This window comes from Cupriavidus sp. R6-3, assembly GCF_059772245.1.
The window spans coordinates 1-24,114 of sequence record NZ_JCBAJO010000052.1 but is presented as its reverse complement, the minus strand read 5'-3'; the positions used below and the strand labels follow the sequence as shown (position 1 = coordinate 24,114).

Below are 24,114 nucleotides of genomic sequence, written 5' to 3'. Positions count from 1 at the left end.
CCCGGCTGCTGCGCGAGCAGTTCCGCACGGTCGCGCAGGCCGATCCGCTGTTCTTCCTGCAGGGCTCGGCCGGCGGCACGCTCGCCGGGCTGGTCGATCTGGTCGAGAAGTACTGCCCCGGCGAGGGCTATGCGGTGACCGCGGCGCTGATGGCCGGGGGCGAGCCGAGCGTCACCGCGCAGCAGGGCTATGCGCTGATCGCGTTGGCCGAGACCGCCGCGGCGGATGCCGAAGCGCTGGCGTGGCTGCGGAGTCCGCAGCGGATCGGCGCGCAGTGGGAGCAACGGCTGCCCGCGCACAGTCCCTTTCGCCGCGCGTTCGCCGAATTCCTGGAGCGCTACGGCCATCGCGCCACCGCGGAAAGCTATGTGCGGCAGCCGCGCTGGCGCGAGGCGCCCGACTATCTGCTCGACACCGTGCTTGGCATGATCGGCAGCGACGCCCACGCGGTGCGGCAGCGCCAGCGCGATGCCGCGCGCCAGGCGTGGCAGCGTCTGCGCGCCGCGATACCGCCGTTGGCTCGCCCCGCGATGCTGCCGCTGCTGCGGCGGATGGTGCGGGTCGCGACGCGCGAGTGCAATCAGCGCGAGGCCGCGCGCAGCGCGTTGATGCGGTATCTCGAAGTGGTGCGGCGCACCGCGCTGGCGCTAGGCGCGCAGTTGACCCGTGCGGGTGCGAACGCTGACGAGGGCAGCAACGAGGACGACAAGGAGAACGGCAACGACGCCGGCTTGAAGCGGGCCGACGATGTGTTCCATCTGACCGCGTTCGAATTGCTCGCGGCCGCGGAAGGCCGGATGCCGCTGCAGCACGCCGCCCGGCGCGCGGCGCGGCGCGCCGAAACGCTGGCGCGTCAGGCCGGGCAGACCGAGCCTGCGGTGATCGTCGAGCAGCCGGGCGCATTGCCGGCGGTGTTCCCCTCGTCGGAACCGAGCGCCGCGTCGGTGGCAGATGCCGCCGCCGGGCGCTGGTCCGGCACGCCAGTCGGCGCCGGGCAGGCGCAGGGACCCGCTTGCGTCGCACGCAGCCCGCAACAGGCGACGGCGATGGCCAATGGCGACATCCTGGTGGCGCCCAGCACCGATCCGGCCTGGACGCCGCTGTTCCTGCGCGCCGGCGGCCTCGTGATGGAGACCGGCGGCTACCTGTCGCATGGCGCGATCGTCGCGCGCGAGTTCGGCATTCCGGCCGTGGTCAATCTGCCCGGCATCCTGTCGCAACTGGCCGACGGCGACACGCTGGCGGTGGACGGCAATCGCGGCACCGTCCAGCGGATGGCCGCAAAACGGGTGGCCGCCCGCTAGCGGCCCGAACTGTCGAAGCCCGAGTTGTCGACGCCGAGTTGTCGACGCCCGAGTTGTCGAAGCCCGAGTTGTCGACGCCCGAGTTGTCGAAGCCCGAGCCGTCGAAACCCGAGCCGTCGAAATCCGAGCCGTCGAAATCCGAGCCGTCGAAACCCAAGCCGTCGAAGCGCGCCGTCCAAGCACGAGCTGTCGAAGCCGAAGCCGTCCAGGCTCAGGCCGGTGGGTCCAGCGTCAGGCCGCGGCCAGCTGCGCGCGGGCAACCGCCGCGCCCTTCGACGGCGCGGCGGCACCGTGGCCCGCCGCGAGGCGGAACATCGCCACCGTTTCCAGCAGGCGCGTTGCCTGTTCGTCCAGCGAATGCGCAGCGGCGGCGGCTTCCTCGACCAGCGCGGCGTTCTGCTGCGTGACCTGGTCCATCTGGCCGACCGCCTGGTTGACCTGCTCGATGCCGCGGCTCTGTTCGCCGGTGGCCGCGGCGATCTCGCCGATGATGTCGGACACCTGCTTGACCGCCTGCTGGATCTCGTTCATGGTCGCGCCCACGCTTTCGGCCTGGGCCGAGCCGGTGCGCACCGTCGACACCGAGGCGTCGATCAGTTCCTTGATCTCCTTGGCGGCGCTCGACGAGCGCTGCGCCAGCGTGCGCACCTCGCCGGCCACCACGGCGAAGCCGCGGCCCTGTTCGCCGGCTCGCGCGGCTTCCACCGCGGCGTTCAGCGCCAGGATGTTGGTCTGGAAGGCAATGCCCTCGATCATGCCCGTGATCTCGGCGATGCGGTTCGAGTTGGTGCTGATCGCGCCCATGGTCTCGACCATCTGGCCGGTGGCGACATGGCCGTGATGCGCCACGGCGGCCGCGTTGTCGGCCAGCGTGCTGGCCTGGCGCGCGCTGTCCGCGTTGTGGCGCACCGTGGTGGTCAGCTCTTCCATGCTGGACGCGGTCTCCTCGAGCGAGGCGGCCTGCTGCTCGGTGCGCGACGACAGGTCGGCGTTGCCGGCCGCGATCTGGCGTGCGGCCACGCCGACCGAATCGCTCGACTGGCGCACCTCGCGCATCGCCGCGGCGACGCGGTCGAGCAGCGCATTGAAGCTCTGCGCGGTGCGGCCCACCTCGTCGAGACGGCGCACCGGCGAGCGATGGCTCAGGTCCAGCGTTTCGCTGACATGCTCCATGCTGGCCTGCATCTCGCCCAGGCTGTCGCGGATGCGGCGATACAGCAGCCACGCCAGCACGGCGACGATCAGCACGGTCACGCCGATGACGGTGCCGAACACGCGCACCGCGATCGCGCTGGCGCGCTGGTTCTCCACCACCGAGTCGTCGCCCATCTTGCTGTTGAAGTCCAGATGCGCGTCGATCTGCTTGCGCAGCGCGCCCGAGGCCAGATGCAGCTCGCCCGACGACAGCATCGCGTGCAGGCCCGCGGTGTCGTTGGTGCGGGACAGCGCAAAGAAAGCGGGATGCTGGGCGCGATAGCGTGCCAGCGCGGCGCGGTCCTCCTCCAGCAGCTTGCGGTCGGCATCGTTGGAGATGTCCTCGCGCTCGTACCGGGCGGCCAGATCGTCGAAGCGCTTGATCGCGTTGGCGATCTCCTGCTCGGCGTCGTCCTTGGCCTTCGCGTCGTCGGCGAGCGCATGGCGATACAGCTGGACCCGGATCGCGGTGGTGCTGTCCTTGATCGCATTGAGCCGGCGCACGCTGGTCAGGGTGTTTTCGTTGAAATACTCCAGGCGTTGTTCGGCCTGGTTCAGTTGCCAGATGCCGCCGATGCCGACGACCAGCAAGGCGAGCAGGAAAAGAACAGCGTGAAAAGCAGACGTTGACTGATGTTCATGATGGGGCCAGGGGGATGGCTATCATCAAAAAAGCGGCTCAGTAGCCGCTTAATTCTGATGTTAGTGTGGTTTCATTCAGGGTTTACGTCAGCCCTGCGGCACTCTTGAGCCCTGCCTGGCGTGAATTTCGCTAGATCGGGATATCGAGGACAAATACGGAGACGACAAATGGCCATGTCCGAAACCTATATGGCGATCGAACCGCCACGCGAGGATATCGACGCGTTGCCCGGCGCCGCTGTGCTGGAATTCGGCGCACCTTGGTGCGGCTACTGCATGCGGGCGCAGGCGCCGATTGCCTCGGCCTTCTCGCGCCATCAGCAGGTGCGGCACATCAAGGTCGAGGACGGCAGCGGCCGCCCGCTCGGCCGCTCGTTCCGCATCAAGCTGTGGCCGACCCTGGTGTTCCTGCGCGACGGCAAGGAGGTGGCGCGGCTGGTCAGGCCGACCGATGCGGACGAAATCGAGAAGGCGATGCGGCAGATCGACCGGAATGCCGGGGACGAGGCGGCCGCCGCCTAGCGTTGGTGCGGCCCTGAGCGGTCGGTGTTGCCTGTGCGGGCATGTCCGGGCTGACTCTCTCTGTTCCGGTCCGGCAAGGGAGAACAGCGGCGTGATGATTGCCCGCGTGCCCCGCGGCTGGGTACATTGCGCGATGCGTACCCTCACGTCGCGTACCAACGCCCCCACGACATGATCGACCCCGCCACCCTTGCCGCCCTGCGCGATTTCCCGCGCCAACTGGAAGTCTTCCACGCGGCCGTTCCGGCCACCCATCGCAACTGGTCCCCGGCCAGCTGGGAAGGCGTGCCCAGCGAGCCGTTCACCGCGATCGGCCAGCTGTGCCACGTTCGCGATATCGAGATCGATGGCTATCACGTGCGCTTCGCGCGCGCACTCGCCGAGACGCATCCGCTGCTGCCATCGATCGACGGCGACGCGCTGGCGATCGAGCGAGGCTATGCGACCGCCGATGCCGCGCAGGTCCTCGCGGACTTCCGCGCGGCGCGCGAGAAGACCGTCGCGCTGATCGCCGGCCTGGACGATCGACAGCTTGCCCGCACGGCGGAGTTCGAGGGCTACGGAGCGCTGACGGTCCGCAGCCTCGTGCATTACCTGTGCAGCCACGACCAGCAGCATCTGGCCGGAATGCAGTGGCTGCTGGGGAAGATCCACGCCGAGCCATTGGCCTGAGCAGCGCGGCGGACGCGCCCGGATAACGCTGGCCCGACGCTGACCTCACGCTGGCCTGACGCTGGCCTGACGCTGGCCTGACGCTGGCCTGAGGCTGGCCTCATGCGGGCTGACGCTGGCCTCATGCGGGCTGACGCTGGCCTCATGCGGGCTGGCGCTGGGTTGGCGCTGGCCTAACGCTGCAAAAAGCGCTCGCTTGCCGCGATCGCCGGTGCCGCGAAGCCCTGCGCCGTTGCGCTGCCGATCGCGTCGCTCAGTTGCCGCACGGTCAGCTGCATGCCGCGCAGCCCGCCGCCATCCATCAGGTACCACAGGATCGGATCGAGCTTGACCACGCGCACCGGCTTGCCGGCGGCATTGCGCCCCAGTGCGCCGCCGTCGAGCGAGGCCAGCGCCGCCGAGGGCGGCTTGCCGACCGCCGCGTCGCGGTCGATCACGAACAGCCAGTCGGGATTGGCGTCGCGGATCTGCTGCACCGTCAGCTTCGTTCCCCTGCCCTCCGGATTCAGATCCGGCAGCGCGGCCTGGAAGCCGAACGCGTCGTGCACGGTGCCGAAGCGCGAGCCCGGCCCTTGCGCGCTGATGTTCTCGCCCGCGGTCAGCACCACCAGCGCGGTGCCCGCGGTGGCCGCCTTTTGCTTCAGCGTCTCCACGCCGGCGCGTAGCGCCTGCACCGCGGTCGCCGCCGGCTGCTGCCGGCCGAACACGCGGCCCAGGCTCTCGGCATGGCGTGCGATGCTGCCGATGCGGTCGGCGCGATCGATGCTCAGGTCCACCGTCGGCGCGAGACGGGACAGCGCCTCGTACTGCTTCGCCGACCGTCCGCCGATGACGATCAGGCCTGGCGCGATCGCCTCGATCACGGCCGGGTTCGGTTCGAACAGCGTGCCGACCTTGACCACGCTGTCGCTGCGATAGCGGGCCAGATGCGGGGGTAGCGTCGTGGCGGGAACGCCCGCGACCGGCACGCCGAGCGCGTCCAGCGTATCGAGCGCGGCCAGGTCCATCGTGACCACCTTGGCCGGCTGCGCCGGCAGCGTCGTGGTGCCCTTTGCATGGGCGATCGACAGCGTGGTTCCGGTGGCGGGGAGCGTTGCCACCGGTGCCGCCGATGCCGGCGGTGCCGCCGCAATGGCGACGCAGCAGAACGCAGAAGACGCAACGCACGCCGCGGCGAGCGCGCCGGCAGGGGCGCGGCGCAAGGCCCGCGTCGCAGCGGACATCGTGAACGGAATCGATTGCATGGCCACTCCTCAGAACTTGACCGAGACGCTCATCCAGTAGCGCCGGCCGTCTTCGACATAGCCGTAGTCGGCATAGCGGACCGACTTGTCGAACAGGTTGTAGATGCCGGCGAACACCGACACGTTCTTGTTGACCGCATAGGTAGCGCCGAGGTCGACGAAGGTGTACGACGGCGCCACCACGGTGCTCGACGACGGCCCGGTGATCGGCTGGCTTTCCTTGCCGCGATAGTTGACGCGGGTCCAGGCGCGCAGCGCGCCGGTGGCCTGCCAGTTCAGCGTCGCGGTCAGCAGGTGTTTCGGCAGCTGGTTCAGCGGCTGGCCCTGGTACTGGCCGCTCTCCTGCTCGGACTTGGTGAAGGTATAGCTGCCGACCAGCGACCAGTCGCGCGCCAGCGGCCACTTCAGGTTCGCCTCGATGCCGCGCGAGTACGCCTTGTCGACGTTCATGTAGGTGGTCGGATTGGCGCCGAACTGGTTCGGTCCATCGGTGCACTGCGTGAGCGGACAGGCGACGCGGGTGATCTTGTCCTTGAAGTCGTTGTTGAACACCGTGAAGCCGGCCTGGAAGCCGGTGCCGTTGTCGTACAGCAGGCCGATTTCCTGCGTGACCGAGGTCTCGGGCTTCAGGTCCGGGTTGCCGTACATATTGCCGCCGCGGCTGGTCTGGCCCCAGCCCGCCACGGTCTGGCGCAGGTCGGGCGCGCGGAAACCGGTCGAGACGCCGCCCTTGACGGTCCAGCGGTCGGCCACCTGCCAGACGCCGTACAGGCGCGGACTGTAGTGGTCGCCGAACTTCTCGTCCTTGTCCATGCGCAGGCCGCCGGTCAGCGCAAAACGCTCGGTCAGCCGCCATTCGTCCTCGGCGAACAGCGCCCATTGATAGCGCTCGACTTGGTTCGGGCCGCCGGCGATCTGGTTGCCGGTCTGGTCGTTCAGGCGCTGGTTCAGATAGTTCGCGCCGACGGTCAGCATGTGGTTGCCGAGCGGCATCGTCCAGCTGGTGCGCATGTCCAGATTCCGGATCTTCATCCGGCGCGTACGGTTGTCGAACTCCTCCTGCTGGATATAGCTGTCCGAGGTCGCGAAGCCCCAGCGGCCGGTGTGCGACAGCGCGTATTTCTCGCTGCGATAGTCGGTCTCGGACGATGCCGGGCAGCCGGTGCGCGGGCAACTCGCGCCGGGCGGCAGCGGCGCCACGGTCCTGCCCAGCGTCTCCTCGATGTTCTGCCGCATCGAGGTGGCCTCGAGCACGATGTCGTGATGGCGGTTCGGCGTCAGCGCGAGTTTCGCCGTGATGTTGCGCGTGTCGCGGCCGCGAAATCCGTAGGGGATGTGGTCCTCTTCGCGGTGCGTGTACTGGCCGTACAGCTGCAGGCCCAGCAGGTCGGTCTGCAGCGGGCCGGCCAGATAGAAATTGCCCTGGTAGATGTTGCCGGAGTGGCTGTGCTGCTGCAGCGTGGCGTCGGTGCGCACCTCGCCGGTCCATCGCTTCGGCACCTTGCGCGTGATGATGTTGATCACGCCGCCCATCGCGTCGGAGCCATACAGCGAGGACATCGGGCCGCGCACCACCTCGATCCGTTCGATCGCGGCCAGCGGCGGCGTCCAGCCGCCCTCGACCCCGGCGCTGTCGGAATTGGTGCGGGTCTCGCGCGAATTCTGGCGCTTGCCGTCGATCAGGATCTGCGTGTACTTGGCGCCCATGCCGCGCAGGCTGATGTCCTGGCGGTCGGCGCCGCCGGTGACGACCACGCCGGGCACGCCGATCAGCGCGTCGTTGATATCGCGATAGGCGCCCTTCTCGAGTTCGTCGCGCGTGATCACCGAGATCGAGGCGGGCGCCTCCTTGATCTGCTGCTCGTAGCCGGAGGCGGTGACGACCACGGTTTCCAGCGTGGCTGGTGTGGCTGGCGCGGCCAGTGTGGCCGGTGTGGCCGGTGTGGCCGATGTGGCGCGTGTTGCCGGCGAGATCGCCTCGCCGGCGGCTTGCTGCGCCAGCGCACCGCCTGCCATCCATCCGCCGCCGCCCGCGCACAGCATCGCCGCGACCCTTGCCACCGCGCGCAGCTTGCGTCGCCGAGTCGTTGCCCGGTGCCGCGTCATTCCCGTCGTCCCGGTCGTTCCAGTCGTCCCCGTCGTTACCGTCATCAAGCTCGCGCCACCGCTGGCCGCGCCGCTGCCCATGTCGTTGCTGCTACTGCTCATGCTCGCGATTTCCCCGTATGCCCGGCACGTCGTACGCGGCCGATTCTGTGAATGACAATCATTCTCATATTAGAATGTGGCCCGCCGGGCTCATCAACGAGCTTTGGACAGCTTTTGACTTCTTTGCACTTCTTGACGTGGCGCGCGATCGCGCCGCCGGGACGGTGCTTCACCCCTTCGACACGCATGCAAGTACGCTCGCCCGACGCGCCCCGCCGCATCCTGCTGATCGACGACGACGTCGAACTGACGCAGATGCTGCGCGAGTATTTCGAGCCGGAGCGCTGGCAATTCTCGATCGCACATCGCGGCGCCGACGGCGAGGCGCTGCTCGCGCGCGGCGACCACGACCTGGCGCTGCTCGATCTGATGCTGCCCGACGGCAACGGGCTCGAACTGCTGCGCCGGCATCGCGCGCGTTCGCAGCGCCCGGTCATCATGTTCACCGCGCATGGCGACGAGACCGATCGCGTGATCGGGCTGGAGCTGGGCGCCGACGATTATCTGGCCAAGCCGTTCAGCCCGCGCGAACTGAAGGCGCGCATCGGCGCGGTGCTGCGCCGCTTCGACTCGACACCGGACAGCGGGGCCGACACGCTGACGGTCGGCGGGCTGACCTTGCACGTGGTCTCCGGCAAGGTCACGCAGGCCCATGGCGAGGCCTCGCTGACGGGCACGGAAACGCGGATTCTCGAAATGCTGATGCGCTCGGCCGGCCAGGTGGTGGCGCGCGAACAGCTCGGCCAGTACGCGCTGGGGCGCGTGCCCGACCGCTACGACCGCAGCATCGACACGCATATCAGCAGCCTGCGCCGCAAGCTCGGCGGGGACGGCTCCGCGGCCACGACCGCGATCCGCAACCAGCGCGGACGCGGCTACGTGCTGGTGGCGTGACGATGGCCTCGCTGCCGCTGTTCTGGCGCAACTTCCTCGCCTTCTGGGCCGGCATGGCCGCGATCGTGGCGATCGGCATGGCGCTGACCGCGTCGGTCGCCTGGTATCGCTTCCAGGCACTGGACGGCCTCAATCCCGCCAGCCTGACCTACGACGCGCTGCAGATCGCGCGCACGCAGGGCCGGCCGGGTCTGGAACGCTGGGTGCGCGCGATGGACTCGCGCTTTTCGGCGCTGCAGATCTACCTGGTCGACGAGCACAACGTCGACATCCTCGGCCGCCGCCTGCCGACACGGGTCCATGACTGGGTCAGTACGCTGGAACGCCCCCGCCATGCGCTCGACGCGAGCGCGCCGCTCGACCACGATCGCGGCACGCTGCCGCTCGCGCCCGGCGCCAGCGTGTCATGGTGGGACCCGCAGGCGATCCCGCTGCCTGATGGCGAGGACCTGCTGATGGTCTTCCTGCCGTTCGATTCCTCGCGCTGGGAGATGCTGCACCTGTCGCCGGTGATGCTGGCGCTGGGCCTGTTCGCGCTGGCGGTCAGCGCGCCGCTGTGCTGGGCGCTGACGCGCCATGTCACGGCGCCGGTGCGGAGCCTGCGCGAGGCGGTCCGTGCCCTGGCCGGCGGCGATCTGCGCGCGCGCATGCCGCCCGCGATGGCCTCGCGTGCCGACGAACTCGGCCATCTGGCGCGCGACTTCGACAGCATGACGGCGCGGCTGGAGGCGCTGGTCAGATCGCGTGAACGGATGCTGCGCAATATCGCCCATGAACTGCGCTCGCCACTGGCGCGGCTGCAGGTGTCGAGCGAACTGGCCAGGCGCGACGATGGCCGGCTGTCGGTGCAGCTCGATCGGATCGAACGCGAGATCGAGCGGCTCGACGGCCTGGTCGCGCATACGCTGACGCTGGCCCGGCTCGGCGCCAAGGGGCTGCCGTTGCAGCCGCTGGAACTGGTCGGCGTGGTGGACGCCGTGGTCGAGGACGCCCGTTTCGAAGCCGCGGCGCGCGGCGTCTCCGTCGAATGGACCGCGCCGCCGCCCGCCATGGTGATGGGAGACCGCGTGCGCCTGTCCAGCGCGATCGACAACGTGCTGCGCAACGCGATCCGGCATACCGATCCGGGCGCGCCGATCCGCGTGACGCTGCGCACCGCAGGCGATCGCCTCGAACTCGATATCGTCGATGGCGGGCCGGGCGTGCCGCCCGACGCGCTGCCGCACCTGTTCGAGCCCTTCTATCGGGTCCGCGACGGCGCGCGGCCGGACAGTGAGGGCTCCGGGCTTGGCCTGAGCATCGCCATGGCGAGCATCGCGGCGCACGGCGGTGGCATCGCGGCGCGCAATGCCTTGCCGCGCGGGCTGTGGGTCGGCATGTGGCTGCCGCGGGCGGTGGATCAGTCCGGCAGCCGCGGCACGACCTTGCCCGCCGCTTCGCGCGCGTTGGCCCGCGCGGCCTCGACGTCGGCGTCGTAGGCGAGCGCCACGCCCATGCGGCGCTTGGCGAAGCTCTCCGGCTTGCCGAACAGGCGCAGATCGGTGCGCGGCACGCGCAGCGCCTGGTCGACGCCATCGAACACCACGCCCTCGCCGTCCACGCCGCCATAGATCACCGCGCTGGCGCCCGGGCTCTTCAGCGTGGTATCGACCGGCAGGCCGAGAATCGCGCGCGCATGCAGTTCGAACTCGCTCTGCCACTGCGTGATCATCGTCACCATGCCGGTATCGTGGGGGCGCGGGCTGACCTCGCTGAACCAGACCTGCTCGCCCTTGACGAACAGCTCGACGCCGAACAGGCCCTGCCCGCCGAGGTCGCCAGTCACCGCGCGGGCGATTTCGCGCGCCTTCTGCAGCGCGGCGGGATGCATCGGATGCGGCTGCCAGCTCTCGACGTAATCGCCGGCCTGCTGCAGATGGCCGATCGGCTCGCAGAAATGCGTCTCGATGCTGCTGTCGGCACCGCGGGCGCGCACGGTCAGCAGCGTGATCTCGTAATCGAAATCGATGAAGCCTTCCACGATCACGCGGCCGTGGCTGACGCGCCCGCCGGCCATCGCGTATGCCCACGCCCGCTCGACATCCTGCGGGCCGTCGAGCTTGCTCTGGCCCTTGCCCGAGCTGCTCATCACCGGCTTGACCACGCACGGGTAGCCGATGCCGCCGTCGATGGCCTCGCGCAGTTCCTGCAGCGAATCGCAGAAGCGATACGGGCTGGTCGGCAGGCCCAGCGTCTCGGCCGCCAGGCGGCGGATGCCCTCGCGGTCCATCGTCAGGCGCGCGGCGCGGGCGGTCGGAATCACGCGGACCGTGCCTGCCGCTTCCAGCGTTTCGAGCATCGGCGTGGCGATCGCCTCGATCTCGGGCACCACCAGGTCGGGCCGCTCGGCCTCGATCAGCGCCTTCAGCTGGTCGGGGTCGCTCATCGCGATGGTGCGCGCGTGGTGCGCGATCTGCTGGCCCGGCGCGCGGTCGTAGCGGTCGACCGCGATGGTTTCGACGCCGAGCCGCTGCAGGGCGATCAGCACTTCCTTGCCGAGCTCTCCGGAGCCGAGCAGCATCACTTTGGTGGCGCGGGGAGAAAGGGGCGTTCCTAGCGTGGTCATGGGAGCGAGGGGGATAAGAAATCAGGGCGGGCGGAAAGCGGGCATTGTACCGGGCGCAGGGGCCGCGGTGCCGCGGGGCTGCGCCGGCGCTGCACGCGGCCACACCGGGATTCCCCGGGTCCTCAGCGGCAATGCAAGCGCAGCGGGCCGGACCTGCTCGCACAGGATCCGGCCCGCCGCACGACCAGGGCGCTAGCGCGCCGACATCACGGCCGGAACGTATCGCCCAGCACCACGCCCTCGCGCCGCGGATCGGCGCCGCCGACCAGCGCCGGCGCCCCGCCGATCGTCTCCCGCACGATCGCGCTCAGGCCGCTGGACTGGTTCCCCACGCTGACGGTATGGCCCAGATTGCGCAGGCCCTTGACCAGCGGATCGTTGTCGCCGGGCAGTCCGCCCTGCGGCGTGCTGGTATCGACGTTCGGATGCTCGCCGCCGACGATCATCGTCGCGTTGTTCGAGCCGAAGTCGATCATCGACACCGCCTGCTGCGCGTCCATCTTCCAGTCGAGCACGCCGACCAGCGTCTTGGCGACGTACTGGATGATGGTGGCCCCGCCCGGCGAACCGGTGGTCATCTTGAAGTCGCCGCGGCTGCCGTCGCCCTTGCGCTCGAACACCAGCGTCGGCGACATCGAGCTGCGCGGGCGCTTCAGCGGCTGCACGCGATTGGCGATCTGCGCCCCGTTCGCATCGACCGGCTCCGCGCTGAAATCGGTCAGCTCGTTGTTCAGCAGGAAGCCGCCGGTCATGTGGTACGAGCCCAGTCCCGATTCGATCGTCGTCGTCATCGCCACCACGTTGCCGTACTTGTCGACCAGCGACAGATGCGTGGTGCCGCGCTCGGCGATGATCGGCGCCCCCATCGGCGCCCCACCGAAGTTGCCGGCCGGCACGGGCCGCGGCATCGCCGCGGTCAGGCTGATCATGCCGGCGCGCTGGGCCAGATAGCTCTTGTTGAGCATCGTGTCCGGGCTGCCGCCGGGCAACGGCACGAAGTCGGTGTCGGCCACGTACTGGTTGCGATCCGCATAGGCCAGGTTGCCGGCCTCGCCGACCAGGTGCACGCCGGTAACGCTGGGCTTTCCGCCGTTCTGGTCCATGCTGGTGGGCGCATGGCTGGCCATGTCGAAGTTCTCGAGGATGCCGAGAATCTGCCCGACCGCGATGCCGCCCGAGGACGGCGGCGGCATGCCGCAGATCTCGTATTGCCGATAGGTGGTGCAGACCGGCTCGCGCTTCTTGGCCTGGTAGTTGGCGAGATCGTCGAGCGTGGTCACGCCCGGCGTGGTGCCGCCATCGTAGGTGGTGCGGATCTTGTCGACGATGGCGCGAGCGATCGGCCCGTCCTTGTAGAAGGCATCGGCCCCGCCCTCGGCCACCGCGGTGAAGGTCTGCGCCAGCGCCGGGTTCTTCAGGATCGTATTGACCGCGCGCGGCGTGCCGTCGGGGTTCAGGAAGTAGGCGGCCATCTCCGGATCGCGCTTGATGTTCTGCACGGTGGTGGCGCTGGAGATCGACGCGGCCATGCGCGGCGGAATCGCGAAGCCGTCGGTGGCCAGCTTGATCGCCGGCGAGAACAGTTCCTTCCAGGTCTTCTTGCCGTAGTCGCGATGGGCGAGTTCGAGCACGCGGAGCGTGCCCGGCGTGCCGATCGAGCGGCCGCTGCGCACCGCGTTGGGCAGCGGCGGGGTCTGGTCGGTCGAGGACTTCCAGCGCAGATAGTTCTCGTCGGCTCCGGAGGGCGCGGTTTCGCGGCCGTCGTAGGCGATGACCTTCTTCGTCTGCGCGTCGTAATGCATGATGAAGGCGCCGCCGCCGATGCCGGACGACTGCGGCTCGACGAGGTTCAGCACCATCTGCGCGGCCACCGCCGCATCGACCGCGGTGCCGCCGTCCTTCAGGATGTCGCAGGCGACCTTGGTCGACACCGGATTGTTGGTCACCGCCATGTACGTCTTCGCATAGACCGTGCGCTTCGGCGCGTAGCCGGTGGCGACCTCGGGGGCGCCGGGCTCGCCGGGCAGCACGATCACTTCGCCGCCGGTCGTCCCGTTCAGCTCGCAGCCCGCCACCGGTTGTGGGGGCGGCGGCTTGTGGCCATGGTGGTCGTCGTCATCGTCGCCGCCGCACGCGGACAGCAACAGCGCGGCGGTGGCCATCATCAGCCAGCCGCGGGGGCGTCTGCGCGGCGGGGATGCGGGAAGGGCGGGATCGAAGGTCGTGCGCTGTCGCATGGCTGTCTCCTTGTTGTCGGGCATCAGCTGGCAGGGCTGGCTCGGTGCCCGGGATGCGAACGTCCGCCGGCGCGGATGGGGCGCCGGAACGGCGGCGGTGGGGAACGACAACTACGACGCTAGTACGCGCAAGGCCGCTATGCAATGGTCCTTAATGACGATTTGGCGCGCGGCGAGCCTTCGCTTCCTCGGGCTCACCGCTCCATGCCGCCGCCGGGCTCGGCCATGCGGCGGTGCTGCTCGGCCAGCAGATCGGCCGGTGTCACGTTCGAGATCGCGGCGCGCAGCTTGTTCTGCCACCCGGTGACGACGTCGCCGTCGCCCCGCAGCATCGCCTCGAAGCCCTCGCGCGCGACCTCGGCAGGGTCGTCCTTCTTCTGCTGGCCCAGCCGCGTGTCGAGCATGTCGGCGCGCTCGAAGAAATCGGTCTCGGTCGCGCCCGGCATCAGGCAGGTCACCGTGACCCCGCAATCGCGCAATTCGTGCCGCAGCGCAAACGAGAAGGAATCGAGGAAGGCCTTGGTCGCGTTGTAGACGGCCTGATAGGTGCCCGGCATGAAGCCGGCGATCGAGCCGGTGATCAGGATGCGGCCGGTGCGGCGGTCGCGCATGTCGCGGCCGATGCGATGCAGCAAGTCCAGCGTGCCGGTGACATTGGTCTCGACCACGCGCTGGATGTCGCGGAAGTCCTGGTCGAGAAAGGCGCGGCCCAGGCCGCGGCCCGCGTTGGCGCACAGCACGTCGACGGGACGCCCCTTCGTGGCGCGATACAGCGCCTCGACGCCGGCCGGATCGGCCAGGTCCACGCACAGCGCATCGACGGCCATGCCGGTATCGCGCAGGGCCACCGCCGCGGTGTCGATGGCGGGCTCGTCGGCCGCGATCAGCAGATCGTAACCTTGCATCGCACAACAGCGCGCAAGCTCGAAGCCGATGCCTGACGAGGCACCGGTGACGACGGCAAAGGGACGGGCGGCTTGGTTCACGGCGGTCTCCTGATGGCGGCTCGGTTCGTATCGCCCGGCGCAAGGCTGCGGGGGGCGGTACGGCCAACCCGTCCCTCAAGCAAAGTTCGTTCCGCGCGTTGCGATGCCACCGCGCGCCCGCCGCTTCGTGCTTCCGTTGCCCGGAATTACAAAGACGGCAGGCCGTGCCGGCACGTCAGCGGAAATCGCTGAAGCGGATGTCCGGTGCGCTGGTGTTGTGCCGCGACGGGACGGTGCGTCCGAAGCGGACATCGTTGGCCTGCCAGGTCGACACCTCCGCGACCGTGGCGTCGCGCGGCTGCCCCGCCGGGTCCTGCCAGCTGACGCGGCTCATGTCGGCGTTGTCCTCGGTCACGTACATCGAGCGCAGCATCGCGAACGGCGCCTGCGCGCGATACGGCGGGTGGAAGGCGACATCGAGCGCGGTGCGCGTGCGGCTGATCTCGCGGATCGCCACCTGCGCCTCGCCCCCGGCGGTGAAGCGCAGGCCGATGGTGCGTTGGCGCGGATCGATATCGATGTGGGCGATATCGACGATCGGCCGCAGGTCCTGCTGTACCGGCCCCATCAGGAACGAGGAGCCATAGGCGTTGTCGGGCAGGTGCGCCGCGGGCAGCGGCTTGGCGCGCCAGTAGCCGTCCGACGGATAGAGCACCAGCACCTCGGTCTCGACGACCTTGCCCTTGGGGCCCTTGCGCTTGTCGAAGAACTGGATCAGATGAAAACCGCCATCCTTGCGCCCGCCGACGGTGACCGGCACGCGCTGGGGCCGCCAGAAGCTGTCGAAGGTGATGCCGACGATCGCGAGGTCCTTGCCGTCATACAGACGAACCTTGCGCGGCTTGAAGCTGTGGCGCGGATCGGTGGGATGCGGGGTATCGCCGAAATTGCAGCCCGAGAAGTCCGGCGCCGAGCTGTCCTTGCGGATCGTGCCGATGTAGGCCGGATGCAGCGCCTCGACGCGGAAGCGCTGGATCGACGGGGCCGCCAGCGCGAAGGAGACGTTGTCCTCTTCGGCGCAGGTGGTCTGCGTGGTCAGATTGCGGACCTCGACCGCGGCCGGGACGGGATCGGTCGATGCGAGCGGAGTGGTCGACGTGAGCGACGTTGGCGACGTGGGCGACGTTGGCGATTGTGCGACGGCGGTGGCCGTCAGCAGGCTGCACAGCAGGGCCGGGATCAGTCGAAGCGGGCGAATCTGGCGGCTTGGCATGCGTTGGTGGTTTCCTTGTTTGCATACCCGCGCCGTGCCGGCTGGACGCCGTTGGCCTGCCGTGGCCGTGGCCTTGGCCGTGGCGAGACTTGCCTTGGCCTGCTCGCTGGGTCTGCCAAGGCCTGCCTTGGCACACCGAGCTCTGCGTCGGCGCTGCCCTGGTGTTGCGGTGGCCTCGCCTGGGCCTGGTCCGGCAACCCCTAGCGGCGGTCGCCCAGCACGGTCGCGCGGGTAAAGTCCTCGATATTGTCCAGCAGCGCGTCGAGCGCCGCGCCCGCGCCTTCGACATCGCCCTCGGCGATGGCAGCGGCGACACGGGCGTGCAGGCGCGCCATCTCGGGAAGATCGGCGGCCTGCTTGTAGTGAAAATACCAGAAGCGGCGTGACAGCCCATGCATCAGCCGCATCGCGCCCTCGGCAAACTCGTTGCGCGCGGCCTGCAGACACAGTTCGTTGAAGCCCGCATCGGCGCGCACGAAGGCCACTTCATCCGCCTTCTTGACCGAGCGCTCGAACTCCGCGGCAAGCCGCCGGAAAGCCTGGCGTTCCTCGACGGTGGCGCGGCGCGCCGCACTGCGGCAGATCAGCCGCTCGACCTCCCGACGCGTTTCCAGCAGCCGCAATTGCTTGGCCACGTCGATCGGCGGAATCAGCAGGCCGCGCTGCGGCAGCACCACGATCAGATGCTCGCGCGCCAGCCGCTGTATCGCCTCGCGGATCGGCGTGCGGCCGATACCGGTCATCTCGCTCAACTGGAATTCGGAGACCGACGAACCGGGCGCGAGCTGCAACGTGACGATCGCTTCCTCGATCCACCGATAGGCCTGATCCGTCAGCCGCCCGCGCGGCCCCGCCCCGTTCTCGCTACCTTCGTCCTCGACATGGGTCGCTGCCGCCCGCCTGACTGTCGCCGCTTTCTTGACCATTGACGTCGTTTGCATGTTTGACGAATGCAAATTGTATATGAGTCATTTTCGGGGGAGGCGCGGCGCCCCTGGGCTCCGACTGGTTTTCACTGGAATGACCATTTTCAGCAAACGTTGAACATGGGCATTCCAGTGAAAATCGCGCGCCCGGTCCGTCAGACCGGAGACGATTCATGGCGCCGCGCGCCCGGAACGGTCCACGACAGAGACATCCCGCTTGCGTTTACTCACCGGCGTCCACTACTATGATCCATCTAATATATTAGATGTACAGGAGACCCCATGGCAGCAGACTCCATGGACGTGATCGAAGTCGGCAGCGGTCCGTTGTGCGTCGTGGCGCTGCACGGCATCCAGGGCACGCGGGCGGCGTGGTTGCCGGTGGCGCAGCGCCTGAGCGCGCTCTGTACCTTCGTGCTGCCGAATCTGCAGGGGCGGGGGGCGGCGCCGCGGCCCGGCACCGTCGACGGATACACGCTGGAGCGTTATGCGGCCGCGGTACGCGAGGTCGTGCAGCGGCATGCCGAGGCGCGGCCCTTCGTGCTGGCGGGATGGAGCATGGGCGTGTCGGTGGCGCTCGAGTACACCGACCGCTATCGCGATGATCGCGCACCGCTCGCGCTGCTGTTGCTGTCGGGCTCCCCTGCCCTGTGCGAGACGCGCTGGTTTCACGCCGATGGGGGCGCGGCGCTGATGGACGAGATCGGCGCGCGCGAGCGTCGGCTCGGCTTGAGCGAGGCAGCCGACCACGCCGCCGTCGCGCGGACGTGGCAGGCGATCCGGGGAAGCGATCAGCGTTCGCGCTTGCCCTCGCTGCCGATGCCGGCCCTGGTCATCCATGGCCGCGACGACGGCGATTGCCCATGGGCGCACGCGCAGGCGCTGGCCGATGGTTTGCCTGGCAGCCGGCTGGCCACCATCGAACTGGCGGGCCACGGTTTGCTGACCGGCCATGCCGTTGCCGTCGCCGAGCTCGCGCTGCCCTGGTTGCAGCAGCTCGCCGATTCGATGCGCCCTGCCGGATCAACCGCCCTTCCTTCGTCCATCCCGCTGGAGTTGCCATGAGAATCGAAGACCTGGTCTATTTCTGCGCGCCGGCGCGCCTGATCGTCGGCCCCGGTACGCGCGCGCAATTGCCGGCGCTGCTGCAGCGGCTCGGCCATCGCCACGGCGTGCTCGTCACCGATCCCTTCTTCACCGGACGCACGCCGTGGGTCGGCGAGTACATCGAGGCCGCGCGCGCCGCGGGCATCGAGACGGTGGTCTACGACGGCGGCATGCCGGATCCCAGCACGACGCTGTGCGACGAGGCCACGCTCGCGCTGCGCAAGCGGCTGGGCCGCCGTGTCCCGGACCATCTGGTGGCGCTCGGCGGCGGCAGCAATATCGACCTCGCCAAGGCGCTGAGCCTGACGCTGCTGGAAGGCCGGCCGGTGCGCGACTTCGCCGGTACGTTGCCCGCCGGCATGCGGCCGATCCCGCTGGTGGCGCTGCCGACCACCTCCGGCACGGGCTCGGAGGCGACGCCGGGCGCGATCCTCGTCGATCCCGACAACGCGACCAAGATCGCGGTGATGGACAACGCGCTGCGTCCGCAGATTGCGCTGATCGACCCCGAGTTCACCTACACCTGCCCGCCGCGCGTGACCGCGGATGCGGGCATCGATGCGCTGACGCATGCGATCGAGTCGTACCTGACCGTCGACAGCGCGGCTTATCCACGGCAAGGCAACGTCGATCCGGGCTACAGCGGCCGCTCGGCGCTGACCATGCTGTTCTCCCGCGAGGCGATTGCACTATGCAGCCGCTACCTGCTGCGCGCCTACCGCGACAGCGGCAAGGGGGGCGACGGCGACAGCGGTGACGCTGGCGTTCGCGACATCGAGGCACGCGTCGGCATGTCCTATGCCAGCCTCTACGCCGCGCTGTCCTACGGCAGCGCCGGGCTGAACGCGGTACATGGCATCGCCTATGCCGTCGCGGGCCTGACCCATCGCTCGCACGGCAGCACCAACGCCGTGATGCTGCCCTATGTACTGGACGCGCTGCGTACTACGCGCGGTGCCGATCTGCTGGCGCTGGCGCCGCTGTTCGGCCTCGACCAGGGCAGCGACGAGGCGCGCATCGCCGGCGTGCCGCTGGCCGTGCGCAATCTGATCGACGCGCTCGACATCCCCTCGAACCTGCAGGCCTTCGGCGTCCCGCGCGAAGCGCTGCCCGCGCTGACGCGCGACGCACTGGCCGTCACGCGGCTGGCGCAGGCGTTCCCCGTCGACGACGTGCCGGGCACCTATGCGCGCGTGATCGAGCATGCGTGGCGCGGCGAACTCGCCGCCCATGGCGGCGCCGCGTCCGCGAGACAGGCGGCTTAAGGCCGCTTAAGGCCACTTAAAGCCGCTTAAGGCGGCGCCTTAGGGCAAATCCGGAGCTTCGCCCGGCAAGCCGCGCCGAATAACGCTTTCCGGGCGGCAAGCCGCCGCCCCGGAGGCCGGCGCGGCCCGGATTCGGCCGTACGCGGTTTGCATACCTATCGCATCCATCTAATATATTAGCCAGACCGCCAACAGGCGGCCCGACGACAACGACAGGAGACAACCATGGACATGTCGGCAGGCAGTGTGGCGCTGACCCCCGGAGTCGCGGCGCGGCTCGAGCGCCTTCCCATGACCCGCTATCAGCGCACCTTGTTCGGCATCATCGCCACCGCATGGTTCTTCGATTCCATGGACCTCGGCATGATGACCTTCGTGCTCGGCTCGATCAAAGCCGAGTTCGGCCTGAGCGCGGCGCAGACCGGCCTGCTGGCCAGTTCCAGCTTTCTCGGCATGTTTGCCGGCGCGGCGGTGGCCGGCATGCTGGCCGACCGCTTCGGCCGCAAGCCGGTGTTCCAGGTCAGCATGATCTTCTGGGGCGTGGGCAGCCTGATGTGCGGGCTCGCGGACAGCGTGACGGCGCTGATGCTGTACCGCGTGCTGCTCGGCTTCGGCATGGGCATGGAGTTCCCGATCGGGCTGTCGATGGTCTCCGAGATCGTGCCGGCCAGGAGCCGCGGCAAGTATGTCGCAATCCTCGAGGGCTTCTGGCCGATCGGCTTTATCGCGGCGGGATTGCTGGCGTATCTGACGCTGCCGGTGATCGGCTGGCGCGGCATCTTCATCGCGATGGCGCTGCCGGCCGCGTTCGTCTTCGTGGTGCGCCGGATGGTCCCGGAATCCCCGCGCTGGCTCGAAGGGGCGGGACGGCAACGCGAAGCCGAGGCCGTGATGGCCGGCATCGAGGCACGCGTCGAGCGTGCCAGCGGCAAGCCGCTGCCCGCGGTACAGGCAGGCTTCGCGCCCGCTACCGTGCACGACCGCAAGGCCATGTTCGGCGAACTGTGGAAAGGTCCGTACGCCAAACGCACCGTGATGCTGTGGGGCGTCTGGTTCTTCGCGCTGCTCGGCTACTACGGGCTGACCACCTGGCTTGGCGCACTGCTGCAGCAGGCCGGCTACGCGGTGACCAAGTCGGTGCTGTACACGGTCTATATCTCGCTTGCCGGCATTCCGGGCTTCATCTTCTCGGCGTGGCTGCTGGAGAAATGGGGGCGCAAGCCGACCTGCGCGCTGATGCTGATGGGCAGCGCCGCGTCCGCCTATCTGTACGGCCAGGCCGCCGTGCTGAAGCTGCCGGTCGAGCAGCTGATCGCCGCCGGCCTGTGCATGCAGTTCTTCCTGTTCGGCATGTGGTCCGTGCTGTATGCCTACACGCCCGAGCTGTATCCGACGCGCTCGCGTGCAACGGGATCGGGCTTCGCCTCGTCGATCGGCCGCATCGGCTCTTTGGTCGGCCCGTATCTGGTCGGCGTGCTGCTGCCGATCACCGGCCAGGGCGGCATCTTCACGCTGGGCGCGCTGTCGTTCGCAATTGCCGCGATCACCGTGCTGTGGCTCGGCATCGAGACCAAGGGCAAGTGCCTGGAGGAAGTGTCGAGCTGAACGAACATGCGATGTCGTCCGCGCCGACGCGTGGACGACCGCTTCCCACGGCCCTCGCTTGCGAGGGCCGTTTTCTTGGAGCGGCAGGCAGCAGCGAGACATCGTTTGGCACGAGCGGATGGCACAAATCGTTTGACATCGAACCATATACTACTAATATATTAGTACGATGTCAGTACGCCAAAGACAGGAGACAACCATCATGATGAGCGAACGCCAACGCAAATTCCGCGAGCAATACAAGGCCGATATCAGCCCGCTGTACAACGGCCTGCTGCATATCGGCGTGATCTTCGCCGCCGGCATCGCCGCGCTCTACTACTGCGCGACGAAGCTGGAAAACGCGACGTGGGAGTGGCTGCTGGTGCTGCCGGTCTTTCTCGCCGGCAACCTGGTCGAATGGTTCATGCACAAGTACGTGATGCACCGGCGCATCGACGTGTTCGCGCTGCGCGCCATCTACGAGCGGCACACGCGTCAGCATCACCAGTACTTCACCGATATCGAGCCCACCATCGACACCACGCGCGAATTCCGCATCGTGTTCTTCCCCTGGCGCGTGTTGATCACGCTGGGCGTCGGCGGCGGTGTGCTCGGCTACCTGGCCTATCTGCTGATCAATGCCAACGCGGCGTACATCGTCTTCATGACGATGGTCGGGCACTACCTGGTCTACGAAGTATTCCACTACTGCTGCCACGTCCATGACAACTGGTTCGTGCGCAATATGCCGTTCATCAACACGATCCGCCGGCACCATACCGCGCACCACAACCAGGGAATCATGATGCACTACAACATGAACCTGACCTTCCCGATCGCCGACTGGCTGATGGGCACCAGCGATCTGCGCCGCGGCCTGCTCGGCCACCTGTTCAACGGCTACAGCGAGGACCATATCAAGGAGGAACTCAAGCCCATCATCCGCAAGTTCCGCCACGACGATTCGCGCGTGACGCTCGACGGTCCGCAGCTGACCGAGGATGAACGGCGCGCGATGGCGGCCTGACGGCAGACCCACTGCAGCCCACGGATGGCCGGGACTTCGATCCCGGCCATCGCCATTTTGGCCGACCGAGGCCGACCTCCCTTCCCCACGCGGCTTTGCCTGACGGCTACCTCATCGCTTGACACTTCAGCCCCGCAGCGGCAATGATCGAACCCGCTGGACCTTCGCTGAACCCGCTTCCCCGTCATGCCAATGGGCGCTGCCACGGCCGAATACCAGTTCAAACCGCACGAGCGGCCCACCGTTCCGGGCTCCCCTGCGACGCCCGATCATCCGACGCCAAGGCGCGTCGGCTATTTCTGCGTCGGCGTGCTGATCGGCCTGACCGCCGGCTTCGGCAACGCGCTGGTGATCGCCAACCTGAACAATATCCAGGGGGTCTTCGGCCTCTACAGCGATCAGGCCGCGTGGCTGTCGACGGTCTACGTGATGACCAACGTCTGCGCCAGCATGCTGCTGATCAAGTTCCGGCAGCAATACGGCCTGCAGCAGTTCGCGCGGCTGTTCCTGCTGGGCTATGTGGTCATCACGCTTGCCCACATCTTCGTCCATACCTTCGAGACCGCGCTGCTGGTACGCGCGGCCAACGGCATCGCGGCCAGCGGGCTGAGCACGCTGGCGCTGTATTACATGATCCAGTCGATGCCGGCGGCGCACCGGCTCAAGGCGATCGTGCTCGGCATCGGCGTGCCGCAGCTGGCCACACCGCTCGCGCGCGTGTTCACCTCCGGCATGCTCGAAGCAGGCAACTGGAAGGCGCTCTACCTGTTTGAACTCGGCCTGGCGCTGCTGTCGCTGGTCGCGGTGGCGCTGCTGCGGCTGCCGCCCAGCGAGCGCATCCGGGCTTTCGAGAAGCTGGACTTCGTGACCTTCGCGCTGTTCGCGTCCGGCATGGCGCTGCTGTGCGCGGTGCTGAGCCAGGGCCGCATCCTGTGGTGGACCGAGGCCGCGTGGCTCGGGTACGCGCTGTGCGGCGCGGTCGCGCTGATCACCGCCGCGCTGTGGATCGAGCACAACCGCGCCAATCCGCTGCTCAATACCCGCTGGCTCGGCAGCAGTGCGATGCTGCGCTTCGCGCTGGTCGCCATCGCCGTGCGCGTGCTGCTGTCCGAGCAGGCCTACGGCGCGGTCGGCCTGCTGACCGCGCTCGGCATGGGCAACGACCAGCTGGTTCCGCTGTACGTGGTGGTCTCGCTGGCGACCATCGCCGGCCTCGTCCTCAGCGCGCTGACGGTCAACCCGTTGAACCTGGAACGGCCGATCCGCATCTCACTGCTGCTGATCGCGATCGGCGCCTTCATGGACGCGCATTCGAACAACCTGACGCGCCCGGCCAACATGTACCTGAGCCAGGCGCTGATCGCCTTCGCCGCGGTCTATTTCATGGGGCCGACGCTGCTGATCGGCATGCTGCGCGCGCTGTCGAAGGGCATGAGCCATATCGTCAGCTTCTCGGCGCTGTTCGGCATCACGCAATCGCTCGGCGGGCTTGCCGGCTCCGCGCTGCTTGGCACCTTCCAGATCTATCGCGAGAAATTCCACTCGCATTCGCTGGTGCAGTCGATCACGCTGACCGACCCGCTCGACGCGGCGCGCATCCAGGCGCTCGGCGGCGCCTACGGACGCGTGCTGACCGACCCCACGCTGCGGCAGGCCGAGGGCTCGGCGCTGCTGGCGCAGCAGGTCACGCGCGAGGCCAATGTGCTGGCGTTCAACGACGTCTTCCTGTTGATCGGCATCATCGCGTCCGCCACCTTCGTCTGGCTGCTGGCGCTCTACATCCGCGATCGCATCCGCGGCCACAACCCGATGGCGGAGCCGCTGGAAGCGATGGCACGGATGCGGCAACGCCAGCAATAACAACAACATCTGGAGCCACCGGTGACCGACCAAACGCCGAACCGCGAACCCGGCCCCGCTGCTTCCGCGCAAACGAGCGCGCAGAAGTCCGCGCAGCCCGACTCGCCCGAGCGTCTGCAGGATCCCGTCGAGGTACCGCAGCAGGCCTCCGCCCCGCCGACCGGCTGGTCGCCGCCCAAGGGCACGCGTCGGGCCACGATCATCGTCGTCGCGATCGCGCTGGCCAGCATCCTGATCATCCTGTACGCGTGGGGACTCCCGCCCTTCACGCACGTGATCCAGAGCACCGACAACGCCTATGTGCGCGGCCAGACCACGGTGATCAGCCCGCAGGTCAGCGGCTATGTGGTCGACGTGCCGGTGCGCGACTTCCAGCAGGTCAAGGCGGGACAGGTGCTGCTGAAGATCGACGATCGCATCTATCGGCAGCGCGTCGAGCAGGCCCGCGCGAACCTGGACACGCAGATCGCCAACCTGAGCAACACCGACCAGACGCGCCGCTCGCGCGAGGCCACGGTGCTGGCGCAGCAGGCGAGCCTGGCCAACGCGCAGGCGCAACTGCTCAGGGCCCAGGCCGATATGCGGCGGGTCGACGAGCTGGTGGCCGACGGATCAGTCTCG

The 24,114-nt window shown here is 68.4% G+C and carries 19 protein-coding genes; 11 read left to right on the top strand and 8 right to left on the bottom strand.

Translation table 11 applies throughout. The features are described from left to right. Positions 1-1,304 (top strand): PEP-utilizing enzyme (locus tag AC6EI8_RS11365; RefSeq protein ID WP_498381955.1); only part of this gene is annotated, 1,304 nt, incomplete at its 5' end. A gap of 231 nt (positions 1,305-1,535) precedes the next feature. Here AC6EI8_RS11365 and AC6EI8_RS11360 read toward each other — a convergent pair. Beyond that, positions 1,536-3,089 carry a methyl-accepting chemotaxis protein gene (locus AC6EI8_RS11360; protein ID WP_498381954.1) on the bottom strand — a complete coding sequence of 518 codons (1,554 nt, stop codon included), beginning with the start codon at positions 3,087-3,089 and terminating at the stop codon, positions 1,536-1,538. 219 nt (positions 3,090-3,308) lie between these two features. Between AC6EI8_RS11360 and AC6EI8_RS11355 the strand changes: the two genes are divergently transcribed. Together AC6EI8_RS11355 and AC6EI8_RS11350 are read left to right on the top strand one after the other, a co-directional pair. Then, entirely contained in the window at positions 3,309-3,662 is a 354-nt protein-coding gene (locus AC6EI8_RS11355; protein WP_226106145.1) for a thioredoxin family protein, read from the top strand. A gap of 174 nt (positions 3,663-3,836) precedes the next feature. After that, on the top strand, positions 3,837-4,334 hold the full coding sequence (locus AC6EI8_RS11350) for a DinB family protein (RefSeq protein WP_149316519.1): 498 nt from the start codon (positions 3,837-3,839) through the stop codon (positions 4,332-4,334). Positions 4,335-4,507: 173 nt separating this feature from the next. Here the strand turns inward: AC6EI8_RS11350 and AC6EI8_RS11345 are convergent, their stop codons facing one another. Further along, positions 4,508-5,578: a siderophore ABC transporter substrate-binding protein gene (locus tag AC6EI8_RS11345; protein ID WP_498381953.1), complete on the bottom strand. Its 1,071-nt coding sequence runs from the start codon at positions 5,576-5,578 to the stop codon at positions 4,508-4,510. A 9-nt stretch (positions 5,579-5,587) separates the two neighbouring features. Beyond that, positions 5,588-7,684, bottom strand: coding sequence for a ligand-gated channel protein (locus tag AC6EI8_RS11340; protein WP_498381956.1), 2,097 nt, complete (start codon positions 7,682-7,684; stop codon positions 5,588-5,590). Between the two features lie 288 nt (positions 7,685-7,972). Here AC6EI8_RS11340 and AC6EI8_RS11335 point away from each other — a divergent pair, with 288 nt between their 5' ends. Further along, positions 7,973-8,680, top strand: coding sequence for a response regulator transcription factor (locus AC6EI8_RS11335; RefSeq protein WP_149316281.1), 708 nt, complete (start codon positions 7,973-7,975; stop codon positions 8,678-8,680). Positions 8,681-8,682: 2 nt separating this feature from the next. Continuing rightward, positions 8,683-10,158, top strand: a complete 1,476-nt coding sequence (locus AC6EI8_RS11330) for a sensor histidine kinase (RefSeq protein ID WP_498381952.1) — start codon at positions 8,683-8,685, stop codon at positions 10,156-10,158. On the opposite strand, the gene purT is transcribed toward AC6EI8_RS11330, so the two are convergent. The 5 genes from purT to AC6EI8_RS11305 form a co-directional block, all read right to left on the bottom strand. After that, a complete protein-coding gene (gene purT, locus AC6EI8_RS11325; RefSeq protein WP_498381951.1) occupies positions 10,080-11,285 on the bottom strand; it encodes a formate-dependent phosphoribosylglycinamide formyltransferase in 1,206 nt (401 codons plus the stop codon). The two genes, AC6EI8_RS11330 and purT, sit on opposite strands and share 79 nt — an antisense overlap. 206 nt (positions 11,286-11,491) lie before the next feature. Beyond that, positions 11,492-13,522: a gamma-glutamyltransferase family protein gene (locus AC6EI8_RS11320; RefSeq protein WP_150082476.1), complete on the bottom strand. Its 2,031-nt coding sequence runs from the start codon at positions 13,520-13,522 to the stop codon at positions 11,492-11,494. A gap of 194 nt (positions 13,523-13,716) precedes the next feature. Continuing rightward, positions 13,717-14,508 carry an SDR family NAD(P)-dependent oxidoreductase gene (locus AC6EI8_RS11315; protein WP_149316285.1) on the bottom strand — a complete coding sequence of 264 codons (792 nt, stop codon included), beginning with the start codon at positions 14,506-14,508 and terminating at the stop codon, positions 13,717-13,719. 175 nt (positions 14,509-14,683) lie between these two features. Next, a complete protein-coding gene (locus AC6EI8_RS11310) occupies positions 14,684-15,721 on the bottom strand; it encodes a hypothetical protein (RefSeq protein ID WP_498381950.1) in 1,038 nt (345 codons plus the stop codon). 200 nt (positions 15,722-15,921) lie between these two features. Then, complete coding sequence (locus AC6EI8_RS11305; RefSeq protein WP_149316521.1) at positions 15,922-16,647, bottom strand: GntR family transcriptional regulator; 726 nt, start codon at positions 16,645-16,647, stop codon at positions 15,922-15,924. Between the two features lie 282 nt (positions 16,648-16,929). Here AC6EI8_RS11305 and AC6EI8_RS11300 point away from each other — a divergent pair, with 282 nt between their 5' ends. The 6 genes from AC6EI8_RS11300 to AC6EI8_RS11275 form a co-directional block, all read left to right on the top strand. Beyond that, the gene (locus tag AC6EI8_RS11300) at positions 16,930-17,712 is read left to right on the top strand and encodes an alpha/beta fold hydrolase (RefSeq protein WP_498381949.1); all 783 of its coding nucleotides are present in this window, start codon (positions 16,930-16,932) and stop codon (positions 17,710-17,712) included. Beyond that, positions 17,709-19,019, top strand: coding sequence for an iron-containing alcohol dehydrogenase (locus AC6EI8_RS11295; protein WP_226106154.1), 1,311 nt, complete (start codon positions 17,709-17,711; stop codon positions 19,017-19,019). The genes AC6EI8_RS11300 and AC6EI8_RS11295 overlap by 4 nt, the downstream gene beginning before the upstream one ends. A 225-nt stretch (positions 19,020-19,244) precedes the next feature. Then, positions 19,245-20,624, top strand: coding sequence for an MFS transporter (locus tag AC6EI8_RS11290; protein ID WP_498381948.1), 1,380 nt, complete (start codon positions 19,245-19,247; stop codon positions 20,622-20,624). 202 nt (positions 20,625-20,826) lie between these two features. After that, on the top strand, positions 20,827-21,633 hold the full coding sequence (locus AC6EI8_RS11285) for a sterol desaturase family protein (protein ID WP_149316288.1): 807 nt from the start codon (positions 20,827-20,829) through the stop codon (positions 21,631-21,633). Positions 21,634-21,825: 192 nt separating this feature from the next. Further along, a complete protein-coding gene (locus tag AC6EI8_RS11280; RefSeq protein WP_498381947.1) occupies positions 21,826-23,493 on the top strand; it encodes an MFS transporter in 1,668 nt (555 codons plus the stop codon). A 21-nt stretch (positions 23,494-23,514) separates the two neighbouring features. Further along, positions 23,515-24,114, top strand: a 600-nt coding sequence (locus tag AC6EI8_RS11275; RefSeq protein WP_498381946.1) for an HlyD family secretion protein, incomplete at its 3' end; no start/stop codon positions are given.

Coding starts and splice junctions, on each gene's coding strand:
- purT (WP_498381951.1), bottom strand. CDS start 11,285: ATGACCACGCTAGGAACGCCCCTTTCTCCCCGCGCCACCAAAGTGATG.
- AC6EI8_RS11305 (WP_149316521.1), bottom strand. CDS start 16,647: ATGGTCAAGAAAGCGGCGACAGTCAGGCGGGCGGCAGCGACCCATGTC.
- AC6EI8_RS11345 (WP_498381953.1), bottom strand. CDS start 5,578: ATGCAATCGATTCCGTTCACGATGTCCGCTGCGACGCGGGCCTTGCGC.
- AC6EI8_RS11285 (WP_149316288.1), top strand. CDS start 20,827: ATGATGAGCGAACGCCAACGCAAATTCCGCGAGCAATACAAGGCCGAT.
- AC6EI8_RS11310 (WP_498381950.1), bottom strand. CDS start 15,721: ATGCCAAGCCGCCAGATTCGCCCGCTTCGACTGATCCCGGCCCTGCTG.
- AC6EI8_RS11280 (WP_498381947.1), top strand. CDS start 21,826: ATGGGCGCTGCCACGGCCGAATACCAGTTCAAACCGCACGAGCGGCCC.
- AC6EI8_RS11330 (WP_498381952.1), top strand. CDS start 8,683: ATGGCCTCGCTGCCGCTGTTCTGGCGCAACTTCCTCGCCTTCTGGGCC.
- AC6EI8_RS11290 (WP_498381948.1), top strand. CDS start 19,245: ATGGACATGTCGGCAGGCAGTGTGGCGCTGACCCCCGGAGTCGCGGCG.
- AC6EI8_RS11295 (WP_226106154.1), top strand. CDS start 17,709: ATGAGAATCGAAGACCTGGTCTATTTCTGCGCGCCGGCGCGCCTGATC.
- AC6EI8_RS11355 (WP_226106145.1), top strand. CDS start 3,309: ATGGCCATGTCCGAAACCTATATGGCGATCGAACCGCCACGCGAGGAT.
- AC6EI8_RS11335 (WP_149316281.1), top strand. CDS start 7,973: ATGCAAGTACGCTCGCCCGACGCGCCCCGCCGCATCCTGCTGATCGAC.
- AC6EI8_RS11300 (WP_498381949.1), top strand. CDS start 16,930: ATGGCAGCAGACTCCATGGACGTGATCGAAGTCGGCAGCGGTCCGTTG.
- AC6EI8_RS11340 (WP_498381956.1), bottom strand. CDS start 7,684: ATGACGCGGCACCGGGCAACGACTCGGCGACGCAAGCTGCGCGCGGTG.
- AC6EI8_RS11320 (WP_150082476.1), bottom strand. CDS start 13,522: ATGCGACAGCGCACGACCTTCGATCCCGCCCTTCCCGCATCCCCGCCG.